Below are 16,944 nucleotides of genomic sequence, written 5' to 3' on the forward strand. Positions count from 1 at the left end.
TAGATCTTAGTTGGCGTTCAGCCTGTCCACCAGGGCAACCCCTGTGGCGGTTTTTAAATGGCCATTGGCTTCAGCCCATTGTTCAATGGTCTGGCCGTCTTTTTCCGGCTTGCTTAAATCTCCCCTGGACATGGATTTGACCATATATTCGCCGGCATCATCGGAATTGTTCATCATGGCATAGCGGATCAGGCTCTGATTTTCACAACTGATACCGTCGTAGTAATCCCCCAGCTTAAGATTGTAATCGTCCCTGACTTTTTTCATTTTTTTACGCAGTTCGGATTTGTCGTTGTTTTTGACAATGGTACAGATGTTCTGCAAGTCGGCGTTTAAATCCGCCCAACCTGGCATGGCAATGCCCAGTGCCAATACTGCTGTAGCAACGATTCTCTTTTGCATAGTTTGTTTCCCGTAAGTGATGATATGCAAGAAAGAGATTAGCGACAGTTACAAAATTTGCCAGAAAATTAGAGCGTGTTGACCTAGTAAAAATATTTCACGCGCATGCGATAGGCAGATTCGCTATACTCGCGCGATCTTTGTCTGCCCTGTGGCCGGGCTGAATTAGCGGGAGGATTGGCTTGCTGAAGCTGGATGTTATCGTAATTGGTGCCGGTGCCGCCGGGCTGTTTTGTGCCGCACAAGCAGGTCAACGTGGCCGCTCGGTGCTGGTGCTGGACCACGCCAAACGCATCGGTGGTAAAATCCTGATGTCAGGTGGTGGACGCTGTAACTTCACCAATATGTACGCCAGTGCAGAAAATTATCTGTCTGCCAATCCGCATTTTTGTAAGTCCGCCCTGAGCCGTTATACCCAGTGGGACTTTATCGCCTTAGTCGCCGACTATGGTATTGCCTACCACGAGAAAACCCTGGGCCAGTTGTTCTGCGACGATTCGGCCAAAGACATTCTGAATTTGCTGCTGCGTGAATGTGATAAAGCCAAGGTACAACTGCGCCATCCGGTCGAGATTCAGCACATAGAAAAAACCGCTGACGGCTTCACATTGCAAACCAGTCAGGGCCTGTTCGGCTGCGAATCGCTGGTGGTAGCCACCGGCGGCCTGTCTATTCCCAAGCTGGGTGCCAGCCCCTTCGGTTATAAAGTGGCGGAACAATTCGGCTTAACAGTACTGCCGACCCGCGCCGGTCTGGTGCCTTTTACTTTGCATGAACAGGACAAACAGGTACTGGCAGAACTTAGCGGTATTGCCCTGGATGCCAGCGCAGCGGTGGACGATACCAGCTTCAGGGAAAATATTTTGTTTACCCATCGCGGCCTATCCGGCCCGGCGGTGCTGCAAATATCCAGCTTCTGGCTGCCCGGTCAGACGGTCCATTTCAATCTGTCACCACAACATAACCTGCTTGACTGGCTGCAGGCCGAACAGACCAGCCATCCGGATGCACAGTTGAGTACCGCGCTGAGTAAGCTTTACCCCAAACGCTTTGTACAAATTGCCTTTGAGTATTTTGCCCTGACCAATAAGCCCCTGAAACAATACCAGGGTAAACAGCTTGAACAAGTGGCCAGCGCTTTTACCGACTGGGCGCTGAAACCCAATGGCACCGAAGGCTATCGCACCGCCGAAGTGACCCTCGGCGGCGTAGACACCCATCAGTTGTCATCCAAAACCATGCAGGCCAACAACGTTCCCGGCCTGTATTTTATTGGCGAAGTCATGGACGTCACCGGCTGGCTGGGCGGCTATAACTTCCAGTGGGCCTGGAGCAGCGGCTGGGTAGCCGGCCAGGTGGTGTAGTCGCTAACTCACCTCTTTGGCCAATTTATCCGCGGCCAGGGCGATGGCTTTGCGAATCCGTACGTAAGTGCCGCAGCGGCAGATATTGGTCATGGCCTGTTCTATTTGCGCTTCGCTGGGATTGGGATGCTGCTTAAACATAGCGGCGGCGGCCATAATCTGACCGGCCTGACAGTAGCCGCATTGGGGTACATCAATCTCCATCCAGGCTTCCTGCACCGGGTGTAACTTATCTTCAGATGGTGCCAGGCCCTCAATGGTGAGGATATCTGCGCCCTGAGCCTGTCCCAGGGTGATAGAGCAGGAGCGCATGGCCATGCCGTTATAATGCACGGTACAAGCTCCGCACTGGCCAATACCGCAACCAAACTTGGTGCCTTTCAGGCCCTGTTGTTCGCGCAGATACCAGAGTAGCGGCATGTCCTTGTCACGTTCGGCAACCTCAACGGTCTGCTGATTAAGGGTAAATTGTATGGTCATGATCTGGTCCTTAAATACGAATGGCATCAGCGATGGGCAAACGGCGGATCCGCTGACCCGAAGCGGCAAAAATGGCATTGGCCAGCGCGGCGGCGGCCGGACCAATGGGTGGCTCCCCAACCCCGGTTGGCATGGCCTGGCTGTGAATAATGCTGACCTGCACATCTGGCGGGGCCTCAGATAAGCGCATAAAGTGGATTTGGTGGAAATTTTTTGTCACCATCTCGCCACCCTGCACGTCTGCCTTATTAAACAGTGCGGCATTTAAACCATCGATAAAACCGCCCTGCATCTGATTTTCAATATGGTTGGGATTAACCGCCAGACCGCAGTCAATGGCGCCCCAGGCCTGACGGATATGCAGACGGTTTTCAGCACCGATGGCCACTTCCAGTACAAAAGCCGCATAACTGCCAAAAGTGAAGTGCCCCGCGATCCCCAGGCCGATTCCTTTTTGCCGCGGGCGTTGCCAGTCAGCCATCTCTGCCGCCTTTTCATAGCACTTGGCCATGCGCCCCGAATCAATAAGCTCACCACCGAAACCTTCGTGTGGGTAAGCCTTATGCGGTTGCATCAGCTTTAGCCGAAATGCCAGCGGGTCCTGCTTAGCCTGATGGGCCAGTTCGTCCAGCATCGACTCGGCGGCAAAGGCCCATTGCAGATGCCCGGGCGAGCGCCAGGCACCGGTGGCAATTTGCGAAGGATAATCAAGGTGCTCAGACAGATAATTGGGCACCAGCTTGAAAGGAAAACAGCGGTCTCTGGCCCCGCCGCGGGTTTGGGCCTGGCGATGGTGCCAAGCGATAACTTTATTGCTTTTGTCCATACCGGCGCGCACCCGCATTACCATGGCCGGGGCGAAGCAGTCCTGTTCAAGTTCATCTTCGCGCTGCCAGGTGACTTTAACGGGCTTACCCACCTGCTGCGACAGATACACCGCTTCGAGCACATAATCCACCTCCCAGCGCCGCCCGAAACCGCCGCCCATACGGTGGCTAATCACCTCAATATTAAGGGGAGGCAGACCGGTTGCTTTGGCCACATCATTTACCACCTTATCGGGAAACTGATGCCCCGCCACGATAGTGGCGCTGTCGCTGCGCACATCGGCAATACAGTTAAATGGCTCCATACATAAATGTGCAAATAGCGGTACTTCATAGGTGGCATCCAATACCGTGGCAGCACCTTCAAGAGCGGTTTTGGCATCCCCTTCCGCCAGTCTGACCTTATGACTGATCCCGGATTGTCCGGCATAGTCGGCATCACTGACCAGCCGGTGAAACTCGGCCAGTTGCGCCTCAGAATCCTGTGATTTACCCTCGGCACCAGCCTGCCATCTGGCCCGTAATGCTTGTTTGCCTTGCATTGCCGCCCATAAGCTGTCAGCAATCACCGCCACGCCCGGTGCCATCAATTGCTTGGTGGTACCGTTATAGCTGGCTTCGGTTCGACGCGGCACATTCACCAGTTGCCGCACGCCAGCAACCTGCTTTGCCGCCTGTGCCTCCTGACTCAGCAACTGGCCGTCAATAAACGGACTGCGGGCAATCACCGCATGCAGCATGCCTGGGTATTCGGCATCCATCCCAAACAAGGGCTTGCCGGTAACAATCTGGCGAATATCCACTGTGGTTCTGGCCGTGCCGATAATACCAAAGGCATCGTTATGTTTGAGTTGCACCGCTTGCGGCTTGACCTGGCGGGCAGCGGCCTGTTCAGCCAGTTCACCATAACTGAACTGTCGCTGGCCATCCGGGTGATATACATAGCTGTTGGCGGTGCGCAGGTCATCAGCGCTGACCTGCCAGCGCGCCGCAGCTTCTTCCACCAGCATACGCCTGACAGTAGCACCGGCCTGGCGCATATAATCCCAGTTGCGCCGCAGCGCATGACTGCCGCCGGTACTCATATCCGAATAGGCATATTCTGCTTGCCCGTCGGCATTCAGTTTAAAGTAAGCCGGGCAACTGTCGGCAAATTCGATTAACGACCAGTCCAGGTCCATTTCTTCGGCCAACAGCATGGGACCGGCGGTTTTCATATGCTGGCCCATATCCATCACCGGCGATGCCATCAGCACTGAATTATCAGGGCGAATGCTGACATACACGCACCATTGGCTGGCCGCACCTGGGCTTTGGTTGGCCTGCGCTTTGCCCGGCAAATTAAGGGTCAGCAACATTGCGCCGCCGTAAGCACTAGTTTTCAGGAATTGGCGGCGGGTCAGGCCCGGCCCGTCCCCCTTGGTATGCATTGACATAGTTGGCTCCCTGTTATCATTTTGTTAACAGCAATAACAGCAGAGCCGAAGGTGAATAAACAGGCAGCTAATCGCACCTGCAAGGTGTTGGTCTCAAGTAAATCCATTTAACTTGTTTGGCCGCATCTGGGCTTACAGCTAAAACCGAGGCTGGTGCAGATAATCGCAGATCCCGGCTGCTGCCAGTCGACCGGTAGCAAAACAGGCCGTCAGCAAATACCCGCCGGTGGGCGCCTCCCAATCAAGCATTTCCCCGGCACAAAATACCCCCGGCAGCTGATGCAACATCAGGTCGGCACTGAGGCTTTGCTGGCAAACCCCACCAGCGCTGGAAATCGCTTCCTCAACCGGTTTGGTGGCAAAAAAACCTACCGGCAGGGCTTTGATACAGGCCGCCAGTTGCGCGGGGGCAAGCTGCTGTGGGTTGGATTGGCATTCGTATAACAGCGCGGATTTGACACCGGTTAATCCGGTGCAGCGCTTCAGATATCTGGCGAAGGACTCTTTACTGCGTTTATTGGCAAGCTTGTGGCTAAGCTGAGTCAGACTCTGGTCGGGCAGCAAGTCGATGTGCAGTTGAGCCTGACCGGCACTTTCTATTTCGTCACGTAGGTATTTGGAAAAGGCATAGATCAGGCTGCCTTCCATACCGGTTTGACTGATCACACACTCCCCGCGCTTCTCCACCCGCTGGCCACCCGCCCGAAAGCTAAACAGCACGTTTTTCAGCGGACTGCCAGCGTGATGCTCCTTAAGGTATTCACTCCAATGGCACAACATACCGCAATTGGCGGCCCGCAGCGGTGACTGCTGGATGTTGTTGTCGGCCAGTATCGTTTGCCAACTACCATCTGAACCTAACTTAGGCCAACTGGCGCCACCCAGCGCCAATAAAACCGCATCGGCATTTACCTCAATCTGCTGACCTTCATGGGCAAAACCAAGCCGGGTGCCGTCCAGTGCGGTCAGGCGATGGCGCATATAAAACTCTACTCCGACCCCACGCAAGCGCTTTAACCAGTTGCGTACCAGGGGCGCCGCTTTCATTTGTTCGGTAAATACCCGGCCCGAGCTGCCGACAAAGGTCTCCACCCCAAGGCCCCGACACCAGTCACGCAGTGCATTGGCATCGAAGTTGCGCAGAGCGCTATCCAGCCAGTTGGCTTTGTCATAATAACGCTGAATAAAATCGCCGTAGGGTTCGGAATGGGTAATATTCATACCGCTGGTACCGGCCAGCAAAAACTTGCGACAGACACTGGGTTTGGCATCAAACACTTGCACTTGCAAACCGGCCTGGCTAATACACTCAGCTGCCATCAGCCCGGCGGGGCCTGCCCCGACAATAATCACCCGTTGTTTACTTTGCACTGATAACGCCCGCTGATTCAGGCGGCGCAGGCCGCCTGTGCATTGATTTGCATGGAATTATCGCATTGCTTGCTCTGAATGTCCGCGCTGGCTTGCGGCAAAGCGTAGAAAGCTTAAAACAGCGCGTTAATGGCAGCGAAATTCAGCGCCGGATAGTCTGCATTCTGCAAATTCACCAGTTGCTGATAAGCCTTCACAAAAGGCACAGGGCCCATACTAAAACGCCGGATCCCCGCCTTGGACAATTCCTTGATAGGCTCAGAAGAGGCGACCATAAGGTTAAGGGGCATGGACAGACTGTCTGCCAAATATCGGGCCGTTTGTGCATCCTGCAAGCCTGGAATAAAACCGCCATCGGCCCCGGCTTCACGGTATAAACACAGCCGTTCGGTAGCCATCTCCAGCGCAGTTTGCCCTTCAGCCAGCCCCCGCAAATACACATCGGTGCGCGCGTTAATATAGATGCTCTGGCCGACTTTATGGCGAATGGCTTGTATTTTCTCAGCCAACAAAGTGGGGGTTTTGGTGCCGTCTTCGAGGTTGATACCGGCTACGCCCAAGGCTTGCAAACCGGCAACCAGCTCGGCAACCTGTTCGGCTGACTCGCTGTAACCCTCTTCAATATCTATCGACAGTGGCACCTGGCTTACCCTCAGAATACGCCCAACTGCGTCAAGCAGCTCGTTATTCGGTAGCTGATTACCGTCTGCATAGCCCAGCGACCTGGTTAGAGCGTGTTGACCTTTTGAGTATGATTTTGCAGCAGTTTGTGGGCCCTTTTATACAAGGCAGCGCGAACGTGGTGTAGTTAGTCTACATGAGAGAGTAATAACGCCGTAGAAAGGGCCCACAAGCGCTGCCCGAAGGGTTCAACCCAGCCCCTCTTGCTCGGTGTTGCCGGGCTTTGACTTAGGCCCACTAGGCCTGCAGCCCGGCGTCGTGACCAAAACGGGCTGGATTTGAACAAAATCTATACTCAAAAGGTCAACACGCTCTATATCGCACTACCGGTGGCAAGTGCGTTGGCGCCAGCTGCTTGCAGCAAAACGGCACCGCCGGCATCCCAAATATTAACCAATACCAACGGCGAATCGGCATAATGCAACTGCTTGAAGGTGGAAAAGTGCTCAGCTTGCATGATTATCTCCTTTGCTGATGAAGCGACTAAGTTAGCAGCATTTTACCCGCCTGGTATGACGAAAGCGGAACTCAACAGATAAAAAAATCCGCCTTACGGGGCAACAGCTCTAGCGGGCGTATTCCTTGCACAACTGGCAAGTTGTGCCTGCATAAAGACTTGTTCACTGGTTTGATACACCAGCAAGTACTTTTGTACCACCTCGTCAAACCGGCGAATGTACTCACATTGGTAAGCTTGATTAGGCGGCAACCATTGATCCGGTCCCTGCGCGCCTTTTGCCCGGTTAAGGCTATTACTGACTACCAGCAGGTTGTCCATATCGTTAGCAAATTCACGTTTACGCTCTCTGTGCCAGGCACCGCCGCCACGGGCGCTGGCCCATTTCAGCGGTACGATATGATCAACATCCAATTCGCTGGCCGATGACAGGATTTGCCCCGAGAAGGGGTCAAGCCAGGTACCCAGCAATACCCGGCAGGTTTCACCGTCGTCGAAGCTGACTTGCAGGCGTGATTGAGCAATCAGCACCTCGGCACGGGTGTTTTGACAGTCGCCGTCACTGTCGACCCAATGCGGCCAGTCGTTGCGATCATAGTTATCAGCAGAGGGAGGCGTGGCGGCCTGGCTGGCAGACTCTGGCAACCTGCCACCATTGGCCAGACAGGCTTCCAGGGTGGCAAATGCGCTAAAATGCAGGGTGCGGCTGTAAAATCGGCTGCCGGGTTGGTGACATAACCCGGACTCAGACAACTTAACCGGTTCATCGGCCCATACCGACACACAAACCAGCCACAGGGCCAACACTGTACTTAACCGCATTTAAGCTTACCAACCAACTCCGAGCCTGGCGCGATCCTACCCGAAGCTGAATGGCACCGAAAGTATCAAAAGCCAGCCTGAGGTATAAGTCAGCAACACATTGCATACAGGCTTCATGGTAATGCCAGCCCTGGCAATATCATTGACTTGCTTAAACTGCCGCAGCCCTGACCACAGCAGCGTTTTCGGCCAACTGACCGTTTTCCATCTCTAGCACCTGGTCGGCCAGATAAAACAGGGACTTGTCATGGCTAATCATCAGCACTAGCTTGTGTTTGGCAATCTCCCGCAGCTTGTTCATCAGTTGCTGGGCATTGGCTTTATCCAGCGCCGAGGTGGGTTCGTCTAACAGCAGCACATCAAAGGGCCTGACCAGCGCTCTGGCCAAGGCAAAACGCTGCTTCTCACCGCCGGACAGTTGATGGTTTTGTTCTGTTAACGGCAGTTCCAGATTGCCACCGATGCGGGTCAGCCAGGGCTCAAGGCCGGCTTCAATCAGCGCCAGATAGACTAATTCACTGGCAATGCCCTGCTGACCCAGACAGAGGTTTTCCCTGACCGTCGCCTGAAACAGCGCAGGCTCTTGCTCCACCCAGGCCATACGACCGCGCAAGCTCGCCAGTTGCTCGGCCTGCAAAGGGATATCATTGACCCTGACTTCGCCCTTATCCAGCGCATATAATCCGAGTAGCACCCTGAACAGACTGGTCTTGCCGCTGCCGCTGGGGCCACTGATAATCACCAGGCCTTTATGCATTCTGGGCAACTGCAGTTGCCGCAAAATCCGGTGCCCGTCCAGGCTTAAATCCGCACCTTGTACCTGCAAGGCGCTGATGTTGTGTTCTGCTGCCGTTTTAAGGGGGGACTCAAGGGGTAAGTCCAGCAATGTTTGCAAGCGCGCGGCCGCACCGCAGGCCTTTTGATAATTGGCGAAGAACATGCCCATGCTAATCAGTGGAAAAGCCAGGCCAAACAAATACAGCAAAAACGCCGTAAAGGTGCCCATGGTCATACTGCCATCGGCAATCCAGTAAGTGGATGTGGCAATCAGGATAATCAGGCTGGCCATCAACGCCAGATTGCTGATTGGGCCTATCAGCGAAAGTCCCCTGGCCTCACGCAAAGCCAGATTGCGGTATTGTTGTATTGATTGACGAGCCTGGGCATCCACCTGATGGTCAGCCCCATACACCTTTACCAGCTCATGGTGCCTGAACCACTCGCTGCACTGTCGAGTCAGGTCGGCATACGATTGCAGAATCAGCTTGTTCAGGCCGCTCATGGACAAGGCGATGGGTGTGATCAGTATCGCTCCACCCAATAAACAGCCCAGGATCACTAACGTCAGCCGCCAGTCCAACCACAGCAGCACGCCAAGCACCGCCACAAATGACAAAACACCGCCAACCAGTGCTGCCAAATCGGTACTGAATACCTGATTCAGCTCTTCGCTATCGGCCATCACCCTGGCGGCCAGCTCGCTGCTATGATGTTGGTGCAGACTGATGGTTTGCACTCTGACCAGGTGACCAATCAAACGAAAACGCAGTCCTTTTACCGTATCCAACCCCATGCGGCTGGCCTGTACCGAAGCCAGATACTCTGCCAGCGCCGCCAGAATGACCAGAAGCGCAAGGAACGATGTGACCACCAGGTCATGACTACCAACGGTCAGCTGGTCAATCAGATCCCGTGCCACTAACGGCACACTCAATTCCAGCACAGTAGCCAGCAGTGTCAGCGCCAGTAAGCCAATAAAAGCCCGGCGTTCTGGCAAATAGGCACGGACAAACCGAAATGCCCCCGGGGTTGTTTTAGATGACATAATGTCCCCCACAATTGACCAATTGGTCAAAACCTTAATTGACTAATTGGTCAAAGTCAAATGACTTGATGGTCAAAATGACTGTGTTATTGTGCCCGCTGGAGGAAACACCATGACAGATAAACGCACTCTGATACTGCAAACTGCCGACAAGTTGTTTGTCGAACAGGGCATTAAAAACACCACGATAGCCCAGATAGCGGAGCTGGCTGGTATCGCCAAAGGCTCGGTTTATTCGTATTTCAAGAGTAAGCTGGACATTGTTAAAGCCCTGTTTGTGCAGTCGTTTGAACGTAGCCAGCAAGCGGCAGAAGCGTTACTCGCCGATCAGCGCCTGCACGGCCCGGCGTTGCTGGAGGCGCATGTGATGAGCCAGCTACATCAGGTCGAGGAGGAGCGTGCCTTTCAACAGATGTGGATGTCGGATGACTCTCTGGTCATGGATGATGACCTGCTGCAATTGATTCAAACCTGTCGGGCAGAATTTTGTCAGGTGCAACTGGCTATCCTGCAGCGTGCCCTGGGCGACGATGCCAGTCCCTGGCGTTACGATCTGTTAACCCTGATTAATGGCCAGATTCAGGAATTTTCCCTGCTGATTACCATGGACAATATGACCTTTTCCCACGTCCATTGTGCTGCCTTTATCAGCCGTTCAGCATGCTGGACCTTGAACGGCGTACAGCAATCGCAGTCTGAGCCGGTACTGACCGAACAGATCTATGTGATTAATCCTATGCCGGGAGACCGGCAGAGTCAGATCCAGCGCATCCTCAAACAGCTACGTAGCTTATGCATTAAATTGGACAGTGACGAGCAGACACTGGTCAGCCAAACCCTGGATTTAATTGAGCAGCAATCTAGCCTGGAGAATCCCAGTGTTGCCTTGCTAAGAGCGCTAATTGCCAACCTGCGCCCCTACCCTGAGCTGGCTGAGGAACGCGCCAGGCTGGCAGAATTGCTGGCAGTTGAGCTGATTTAATCGGGTTGAGCCGTTTTAGCCCCTGTCACTGACACAGCTGTTCAGCTTCGCGGGCTTGGTGTTTTATCTCGGCCACCAAACCGGGCGATAAACGCAGTTGCCGGGCCAGTTCGTCCAGATAGCTGCGTTCCATATAACTTTCTTCGTCTACCACCAACACACTGGCCAGATACATCTCGGCAGCCATTTCTTCGCTGGTGGCCAATACTGCGATACGCTCTGGATCCAGCGGTGACTTTATCTCAGCATCCACCCACTGAATAAAAGCCTGATCACGGGTAAACTTGGCCACCTCCTGGTCTATCAGCTCTCGTTCACGGTCATCAATATGTCCGTCCGCCTTAGCAGCAGCAATCACCGCTGCCAGAATGGCGCGCCCGTGCTGCTCAGCCTGAGGCGCGGGTAAACGGTCTATGGTTTGTGGCTCCGTTTGTGCCCCTTGTTGGTTTTTCTGCCAGTTACCATAGGCCTTATAAGCCACCACGCCCAGCGCAGCCAAACCACCATAGGTCAGTACCTTACCGCCCAGCTTGCGGCCTTTTTTACTGCCCAGCAGTAATCCCAGTGCACCACCACCCAATGCCGCACCGCCTTTGCCGGACAACATTTGCGACAACCCGCCTAAACCACCAGTATTGCCCAGCTTACCTTTAAGCTCATTGACACTTTGGCCACTGCCGGATTTCAGCAGTTGGTCGAGCAGTTTTAATGTACTCATCGCTACTCCTTGTTGTTTACTTATGGGTCGAGACTATCTTTTCAAACCAATAGTTGAAAGCCAGGCCTCTAGTTAAATTGTTAATAGATAAGACAACCACGCCGTAAAGGATCAACACACAGGCCCGGCACCATATCCCCCTTAGTCACAGGCTTAACGCCGAAACCAGCACAGAACGCTGCATTTTCAGACACTCCCACAATGCACTGGCTACCGGACCAACGGGCCGGTCAGATCTGCGGGCGACAACCAGTTGTTCATGACTGCCCTTTAAAAAATCACCGCTGAGCAGGTGCAATTTTCCCTGCCGAATTTCATCTTCAACCAGATAGCGGGGTAAATGGCCCCATGCCAAACCATGCAGAATGACCTCCTTTTTCATCAGGTGATCGGCGACCGAGCAGCGGGGTGCGCCGGGTACTAAAAAGTGGTCATTTGGCGGTGAGTGGTTAGCAGTATCCCGTATTACACATTGTGTCAGGTGTTGCATCTGTTGCGGGCGAATATCCGCTGTCACGGCAAAGGGCAAAAAACCTGGGGCGGCCACCGGAACAAACTGAATTCTTCCTAAGGATAACCATTCCAGGCGCGGGTCATTGGTATTCACCTGATGAAAAATCAAATCGGCCTGCTCGTCATGCAAACGCTCCTCAGGCCCTGATACAGCTTCAAAATATAAGCTCAGCCTGGTGGCTGCCTGCCCGGCAAAAAAGTCACTTAGCCAGGCCAGCAACACAGGGCGTGGGCAAAAGTCCCCCAGGACAATGCGCAGCTCGGTTTCGGTCCCCATCGCCAACTGGCTGGCATGCAGACTTAGTCTTTCTGCTTCCTGCAACAATAGCTGTGCCCGCTGATTAAAGTCGAGGCCCGCCTGAGTTGGCTTAACCTTGTAGCCATTTCTGTCCAGCAGCGAAAATCCTAACTGCTTTTCCAGTTTACCTACCGCGGCAAAAACCGCAGGATGCGAGCGGTTTAAGCGGCTGGCGGCGGCCTGAAATCCACCGGCCAGGATGACCGCATTGAAACATTGAAGGTCGTGAAGGGTAAAGGCCGACATGTCAATTTTTCCTACAGTGATATTAAAAACTTTGTAATATCAATAGAAAATGAATGCAATCAGAATTCCTGCCTGACTTGGCTGAAGAGTCTCTCTGCTAAGTCATCCATTAACATTGCAGGAAACAATCCATGAACCAATTACGCGCTTTCTTGACCGGTGATGACTGTGAGATTGCCTTTCAAATTGAAGGCCCGACCAACAAACCCGTCCTGATGCTTTCCAACTCTATCGCTACCACGATGCAGATGTGGAAAGAGCTCATACCTTTACTGCGTTCGCACTTTCGCATTCTACGCTATGACGCCCGTGGTCACGGGGCTTCCGGTGTACCGGCTGGTGGCTATGGATTGGACCGGCTGGGCCGGGATGCACTGGAACTGATGGACCATCTGCAACTGAATGACGTGCACTTTTGCGGCTTGTCCTTAGGTGGCTTTGTTGGCCAGTGGTTAGGTATTCACGCTCCGCATCGACTGGCCAGCCTGATACTGGCAAACACCTCTTCCTACCTGGGACCTGCGCCACAATGGGACAGCAAAATCCGCGGAGTATTAGCTGCGAAAACCATACAGGAGACCGCCACAGGCTTTATCAATAACTGGTTTTCCAGTGGCACCAGGCAGACCCAAGCCACCAGAGTTGAGGAGTTCTACCATGACCTATTGACGCTCTCTACGCAGGGTATTGCCGCCAACCTGGCAGCCGTGCGCGACACGGACATGCGTCGCACCGTCAGCCTGATAGAACTTCCCACTCTGATTATTGCTGGTCGGCACGATCCAGTGACGCTTGCCAGTCATAGTGAACTGATGGCCAGCACAATATCCAATGCCAGACTGATGACCTTCGAAGCCGTGCATATGACGCCGGTGGAGCAGCCTGAAGCTTTTGCTAAGGCCCTTGTGGATTTTATCAATAATGGGTAGGCAATAATCAGACACATAGGTGGTATAAAAACCGCCCCCTTGCCGTCGATAAAATAGTAAGGGGGTAGTATGCAAGTCACATATTATCAGGCGGAATTGACACTGGCGCAGCAGCGGGATTATCGGCAGGAGCGTCAGGTACTATTTAATCCTAATCCAAGCGCAGGAGCCTCTGTAGCAGAGATGCCCAGTCTGTTGCCAGCAACAGGCACTGGCATTACGCAGCCTGCTGCCGCAGAGCGCAGCAATGACGGACAGGAAATAGACGCAGACTACCGTCAGAGCATCAAAAAACGTCTGATTGAATTACTCAGTGGTAAGAAGTTGGACTGGTACAGCGCCAATATGCAGCCAGCACAAGGCTCAAGTCAGGCTGATACCATGCCAGACAAGGCAGACAAGGCAGACAAGGTACAGCGTCAGTTACTGATAGTTGAACGCACCCATGATTACCAGGCCTATCAACTGGGTCTGGCCATGACAATAAATACCGCCGCTGGTGAAACCCTTTCACTTAATGCTGAGCTTTACTGGCAGCAATTAAATGTGCACGAGCAAACCTTAATGATGACCCAGGCACAGTTGCAGGACCCACTGGTGCTGAATTTCGACTGGCGGGCGGTGGAATTTAGCGGCCACACTGGTTTTGATCTGGACTAGGATGGTAATGCTGATCGCCTCCCTACACCTGTTGGCAACAGTGGTTATCTGATTCTGGATCGCAATCAAAACGCAAAAATGGATGGCGCGCCTGAGTTGCTTGGCTTGCAAAGCGGCGATGCCTGGGCGGATATGCATGCCATGGACCAAAACCATGACGGCTGGCTGGACAGTCGCGACAGCCAGTTCCAGCAACTTTACTGGTGGCAGCCGGGCACTGGCAGGATCTTTTCCCTTGCCCAGATGCAAGTCAATGGCTTGCTATTGCAAGGTGCCGACACACAGGCAGTGATAGCCCCGAATGGCGAGAGTCAGGCCAGGCTCAGACGCAGCGGGGCCTTTATTCACCACAACAACCAGTTAGGCTTAATGCAACAGTTTGATTTTTATGTTTAAACAACGTCAGCACAAGACCAGTACAATTGACGCCAGATAACAAGTTAAGGTCTAATCTTGACTCAGATTGTCTGATTTAGCGCCGAGGCCCAGCCAATAACTCGCTGGCCCCGAAATACCAAGGAGAGAGCATGAAAAGCCTGGTCGGCATCACCAGCATACTAATGTTGCTGCTGGCAGGTGGCTGCAGCACCTCACCATCTGATCCCGTTACTCAACGAACACCTCATCCTTTTTGCGCATTGCCCAACGACATGGCCAAACGCCTCGATCAGGCACTGGCAGAGGAGTATCAGCAAGGTACCTTCAGCGGCACCGTACTGATTAGCCGTCAGCAACAGCAAGTGCTGGATTGCAGTTACGGTGAGGCGGATAAAAAAGGCCAGCAATTAAATAACGATCAGACCCTCAGTGATATTGGCTCAATTGCCAAAACCTTCACTGCCGCTGCCGTTTTACTTTTACAGGCAGAGGGCCAGTTGCAGTTATCAGACTCTGTCGGGCATTTCTATGCAGATGCCCCAACAGACAAGCAAGATATCAGTATATTGCAACTGCTGACCCACCAAAGTGGGCTGGATAATTTTCACAACAATTCTGACTTTGAGGCCATAAGCCGCGAACAGGCCGAGCAGCGTATTTTAGCTATGCCGCTAATTAGCCCGCCGGGCAGTGATATTGCTTACTCCAACGCTGCCTATACCTTGCTGGCGGCCATAGTGGAACGCGTCAGCGGTCAGACGTTTGAACAATTTGTGCAGCAACGTTTGCTCAGCCCCCTGGCGCTGCGCAGTACCGGCTTTTATACCGACCCACGCCTGAACAGCCAACCTATTGCCAAGGGCTATGGCGGACAGCACAGTGGTGAGCGCACCTACGATAAACCTTTGACCTGGGCCCTGAAAGGTGCCGGTGGCATGCTGTCCACCAGCAAAGATTTACAGCGTTGGTTCAGGGCATTGCAAGACAGTGAGCAATTACCTGCGGCACTGCGGCATCAGGTATTTTTGCCTGCCAATAAGAAATGGACCTTGGGTAACTGGGCCATCAGCGGGGCCAACGGTATGTCCATCTGGCAGATGGGCGGCAGCACAGACTTTGGCTATACCGCGCTGGTGCAGTATGTTCCTGAACGCGACCTGCTGATAGTACTGACACTCAACAGCTATTCAGACAAATATGCCAATGCCACTCACCACAGAATCAGCCGAAACCTGTTGCTGCCCTTACTGTTATAAGTTCAAGTATCACCATCAAGGAGAAGTATCAGCATGGAAATATTGGCGCTTAGTGGTCTGCTGGCCTGCCTTTGGATGTGTTTTGGTGTTGCGCTGGCAGCCAATTTTTACCCCGGTTACAGCCATCGCCGCCAGTTCTGCAGTGAACTGGGGGCAGCCGGAAGCCCGACACAAAAGCTGTCGCCGCGGATCAACAACTATCCGCTAGGATTTATGTTTGTCCTGTTTGGACTTTATATCCTGCTGTTACCGGATGGTGCTGCCGCACTGCAATGGATGGGCGTAATGATTGTGCTGCATGGCCTGGCCACCTGGGTGGCGGGCTGGTTCCCGATGGATGCCGACCCCTACACGCTATCGCCAAGTTTGCACTGCAATATTCACTCCTATGCGGGCCTGCTGATGTTACTGAGCTTATTAGTTGCCCCGCTGTTAAGTTTTTTGTTACCGGCCAACCAATATCTGCCAGGGGCGTTTAAATGGTTTTCACTGCTTTGCGTGGTTGCCACTGTGCTGTTCAGTGTCACACTGGCTAAGGCCTATAAAGCCAAAACCCAGCCAGGATTACACCAACGTTTAAGCTATGGCGCCCAGTTGTTGTGGCTGGGAGGGCTGTCCCTGCAACTTTGGCTGGGCTGATACCTGACGATTGTTTATAGGGCAATAACGACCAGGCAATAGCATAAAACGGCTAAAAATATTGCCTGAGCTGTCGAACCTGTGCGGTTGGCTTCGACTATAACAAGAAAGTTGTCACGCTATTCTTAATCGAAACAGGAGAACCCCATGTCAGGCAATACCATACGTCTTCATCGCGTGCTTCGCGCCGCACCAGATAAAGTTTACCGCGCCTTTATTGACCCCGATGCCATGGTCAAGTGGTTACCGCCGCACGGCTTTACCGGCAAGGTACATGAAATGGATGCCAAGGTCGGCGGTGGCTATAAAATGTCTTTTTGTAACTTTGCCACCGGCAAAAGCCACGCCTTTGGTGGCCGCTATCTGGAACTTAAGCCTGGTGAGCTGATCCGCTATACCGATCAGTTTGACGACCCAAACATGCCCGGCCAGATGCAGGTTACCGTTCAGTTGCGAGAAGTGCTGTGTGGTACCGAGCTCAACATCTTACAGGAAGGGCTGCCCGAGGCGATCCCAACGGAATTTTGCTATGCGGGCTGGCAGGAGTCGCTGGCGCTGCTGGCCTTGCTGGTAGAAGCCGACATTCCGGATCAGGATTAAGCCATAATCGAATGACAAAGGCGCAAAGATATGCGCCTTTTGTCGACAATCTACACTATT

Annotated in this window: 17 protein-coding genes and 1 pseudogene; 8 read left to right on the forward strand and 10 right to left on the reverse strand. The window is 53.3% G+C overall.

Going from position 1 to position 16,944, the window contains the following annotated elements; all coding sequences use genetic code 11:
* Positions 1 to 6: 6 nt before the first annotated feature.
* On the reverse strand, positions 7 to 402 hold the full coding sequence (locus CSR04_RS00755; RefSeq protein ID WP_102794321.1) for a DUF3718 domain-containing protein: 396 nt from the start codon (positions 400 to 402) through the stop codon (positions 7 to 9).
* A 182-nt stretch (positions 403 to 584) separates the two neighbouring features.
* Between CSR04_RS00755 and CSR04_RS00760 the strand changes: the two genes are divergently transcribed.
* Positions 585 to 1,766, forward strand: a complete 1,182-nt coding sequence (locus tag CSR04_RS00760; protein WP_102794322.1) for a BaiN/RdsA family NAD(P)/FAD-dependent oxidoreductase — start codon at positions 585 to 587, stop codon at positions 1,764 to 1,766.
* A 3-nt stretch (positions 1,767 to 1,769) separates the two neighbouring features.
* On the opposite strand, the gene CSR04_RS00765 is transcribed toward CSR04_RS00760, so the two are convergent.
* From CSR04_RS00765 to CSR04_RS00795, 7 genes and pseudogenes are all read right to left on the reverse strand, one after another.
* The gene (locus tag CSR04_RS00765) at positions 1,770 to 2,246 is read right to left on the reverse strand and encodes a (2Fe-2S)-binding protein (RefSeq protein WP_102794323.1); all 477 of its coding nucleotides are present in this window, start codon (positions 2,244 to 2,246) and stop codon (positions 1,770 to 1,772) included.
* A gap of 10 nt (positions 2,247 to 2,256) precedes the next feature.
* Complete coding sequence (locus CSR04_RS00770) at positions 2,257 to 4,509, reverse strand: xanthine dehydrogenase family protein molybdopterin-binding subunit (protein WP_102794324.1); 2,253 nt, start codon at positions 4,507 to 4,509, stop codon at positions 2,257 to 2,259.
* A 138-nt stretch (positions 4,510 to 4,647) separates the two neighbouring features.
* On the reverse strand, positions 4,648 to 5,880 hold the full coding sequence (locus CSR04_RS00775; RefSeq protein WP_245921266.1) for a TIGR03862 family flavoprotein: 1,233 nt from the start codon (positions 5,878 to 5,880) through the stop codon (positions 4,648 to 4,650).
* Positions 5,881 to 5,993: 113 nt separating this feature from the next.
* Positions 5,994 to 6,605, reverse strand: a pseudogene (locus CSR04_RS00780) (isocitrate lyase/PEP mutase family protein); the annotation flags it as partial.
* Positions 6,606 to 6,874: 269 nt separating this feature from the next.
* The gene (locus CSR04_RS00785; RefSeq protein WP_146027078.1) at positions 6,875 to 7,018 is read right to left on the reverse strand and encodes an isocitrate lyase/phosphoenolpyruvate mutase family protein; all 144 of its coding nucleotides are present in this window, start codon (positions 7,016 to 7,018) and stop codon (positions 6,875 to 6,877) included.
* Between the two features lie 93 nt (positions 7,019 to 7,111).
* Positions 7,112 to 7,840: an HNH endonuclease family protein gene (locus CSR04_RS00790; protein ID WP_102794326.1), complete on the reverse strand. Its 729-nt coding sequence runs from the start codon at positions 7,838 to 7,840 to the stop codon at positions 7,112 to 7,114.
* Positions 7,841 to 7,991: 151 nt separating this feature from the next.
* Positions 7,992 to 9,665 carry an ABC transporter ATP-binding protein gene (locus CSR04_RS00795; RefSeq protein ID WP_102794327.1) on the reverse strand — a complete coding sequence of 558 codons (1,674 nt, stop codon included), beginning with the start codon at positions 9,663 to 9,665 and terminating at the stop codon, positions 7,992 to 7,994.
* 112 nt (positions 9,666 to 9,777) lie between these two features.
* Here CSR04_RS00795 and CSR04_RS00800 point away from each other — a divergent pair, with 112 nt between their 5' ends.
* Positions 9,778 to 10,647, forward strand: coding sequence for a TetR/AcrR family transcriptional regulator (locus CSR04_RS00800; protein ID WP_102794328.1), 870 nt, complete (start codon positions 9,778 to 9,780; stop codon positions 10,645 to 10,647).
* 25 nt (positions 10,648 to 10,672) lie between these two features.
* Here CSR04_RS00800 and CSR04_RS00805 read toward each other — a convergent pair whose 3' ends face one another.
* Together CSR04_RS00805 and CSR04_RS00810 are read right to left on the reverse strand one after the other, a co-directional pair.
* Entirely contained in the window at positions 10,673 to 11,365 is a 693-nt protein-coding gene (locus tag CSR04_RS00805) for a tellurite resistance TerB family protein (protein ID WP_102794329.1), read from the reverse strand.
* Positions 11,366 to 11,510: 145 nt separating this feature from the next.
* Entirely contained in the window at positions 11,511 to 12,422 is a 912-nt protein-coding gene (locus CSR04_RS00810; protein WP_102794330.1) for a LysR family transcriptional regulator, read from the reverse strand.
* A gap of 131 nt (positions 12,423 to 12,553) precedes the next feature.
* On the opposite strand from CSR04_RS00810, the gene CSR04_RS00815 reads away from it, so the two are divergent.
* The 6 genes from CSR04_RS00815 (at position 12,554) to CSR04_RS00840 (ending at position 16,884) form a co-directional block, all read left to right on the forward strand.
* Positions 12,554 to 13,351 carry an alpha/beta fold hydrolase gene (locus CSR04_RS00815; protein ID WP_102794331.1) on the forward strand — a complete coding sequence of 266 codons (798 nt, stop codon included), beginning with the start codon at positions 12,554 to 12,556 and terminating at the stop codon, positions 13,349 to 13,351.
* A gap of 69 nt (positions 13,352 to 13,420) precedes the next feature.
* A complete protein-coding gene (locus CSR04_RS00820) occupies positions 13,421 to 14,011 on the forward strand; it encodes a hypothetical protein (protein WP_102794332.1) in 591 nt (196 codons plus the stop codon).
* Positions 14,012 to 14,089: 78 nt separating this feature from the next.
* Positions 14,090 to 14,407, forward strand: a complete 318-nt coding sequence (locus tag CSR04_RS00825) for a hypothetical protein (RefSeq protein ID WP_102794333.1) — start codon at positions 14,090 to 14,092, stop codon at positions 14,405 to 14,407.
* A 131-nt stretch (positions 14,408 to 14,538) separates the two neighbouring features.
* Positions 14,539 to 15,645 carry a serine hydrolase domain-containing protein gene (locus CSR04_RS00830; RefSeq protein ID WP_102794334.1) on the forward strand — a complete coding sequence of 369 codons (1,107 nt, stop codon included), beginning with the start codon at positions 14,539 to 14,541 and terminating at the stop codon, positions 15,643 to 15,645.
* 33 nt (positions 15,646 to 15,678) lie between these two features.
* Positions 15,679 to 16,284: a DUF998 domain-containing protein gene (locus CSR04_RS00835; protein WP_172449195.1), complete on the forward strand. Its 606-nt coding sequence runs from the start codon at positions 15,679 to 15,681 to the stop codon at positions 16,282 to 16,284.
* 147 nt (positions 16,285 to 16,431) lie between these two features.
* Positions 16,432 to 16,884 carry an SRPBCC family protein gene (locus CSR04_RS00840; protein ID WP_102794336.1) on the forward strand — a complete coding sequence of 151 codons (453 nt, stop codon included), beginning with the start codon at positions 16,432 to 16,434 and terminating at the stop codon, positions 16,882 to 16,884.
* Positions 16,885 to 16,944 lie beyond the last annotated feature (60 nt).

Source organism: Bowmanella denitrificans (genome assembly GCF_002887595.1).
GTDB classification, from domain to species: Bacteria; Pseudomonadota; Gammaproteobacteria; order Enterobacterales; family Alteromonadaceae; genus Bowmanella; species Bowmanella denitrificans.

Bases quoted from the DNA above. Each gene is read 5' to 3' on its own strand.
- CSR04_RS00825 (WP_102794333.1), top strand. From the start codon at position 14,090: ATGGATGGCGCGCCTGAGTTGCTTGGCTTGCAAAGCGGCGATGCCTGG.
- CSR04_RS00835 (WP_172449195.1), top strand. From the start codon at position 15,679: ATGGAAATATTGGCGCTTAGTGGTCTGCTGGCCTGCCTTTGGATGTGT.
- CSR04_RS00790 (WP_102794326.1), bottom strand. From the start codon at position 7,840: ATGCGGTTAAGTACAGTGTTGGCCCTGTGGCTGGTTTGTGTGTCGGTA.
- CSR04_RS00765 (WP_102794323.1), bottom strand. From the start codon at position 2,246: ATGACCATACAATTTACCCTTAATCAGCAGACCGTTGAGGTTGCCGAA.
- CSR04_RS00840 (WP_102794336.1), top strand. From the start codon at position 16,432: ATGTCAGGCAATACCATACGTCTTCATCGCGTGCTTCGCGCCGCACCA.
- CSR04_RS00755 (WP_102794321.1), bottom strand. From the start codon at position 402: ATGCAAAAGAGAATCGTTGCTACAGCAGTATTGGCACTGGGCATTGCC.
- CSR04_RS00800 (WP_102794328.1), top strand. From the start codon at position 9,778: ATGACAGATAAACGCACTCTGATACTGCAAACTGCCGACAAGTTGTTT.
- CSR04_RS00785 (WP_146027078.1), bottom strand. From the start codon at position 7,018: ATGCAAGCTGAGCACTTTTCCACCTTCAAGCAGTTGCATTATGCCGAT.
- CSR04_RS00810 (WP_102794330.1), bottom strand. From the start codon at position 12,422: ATGTCGGCCTTTACCCTTCACGACCTTCAATGTTTCAATGCGGTCATC.
- CSR04_RS00795 (WP_102794327.1), bottom strand. From the start codon at position 9,665: ATGTCATCTAAAACAACCCCGGGGGCATTTCGGTTTGTCCGTGCCTAT.
- CSR04_RS00830 (WP_102794334.1), top strand. From the start codon at position 14,539: ATGAAAAGCCTGGTCGGCATCACCAGCATACTAATGTTGCTGCTGGCA.
- CSR04_RS00820 (WP_102794332.1), top strand. From the start codon at position 13,421: ATGCAAGTCACATATTATCAGGCGGAATTGACACTGGCGCAGCAGCGG.
- CSR04_RS00805 (WP_102794329.1), bottom strand. From the start codon at position 11,365: ATGAGTACATTAAAACTGCTCGACCAACTGCTGAAATCCGGCAGTGGC.
- CSR04_RS00815 (WP_102794331.1), top strand. From the start codon at position 12,554: ATGAACCAATTACGCGCTTTCTTGACCGGTGATGACTGTGAGATTGCC.
- CSR04_RS00770 (WP_102794324.1), bottom strand. From the start codon at position 4,509: ATGTCAATGCATACCAAGGGGGACGGGCCGGGCCTGACCCGCCGCCAA.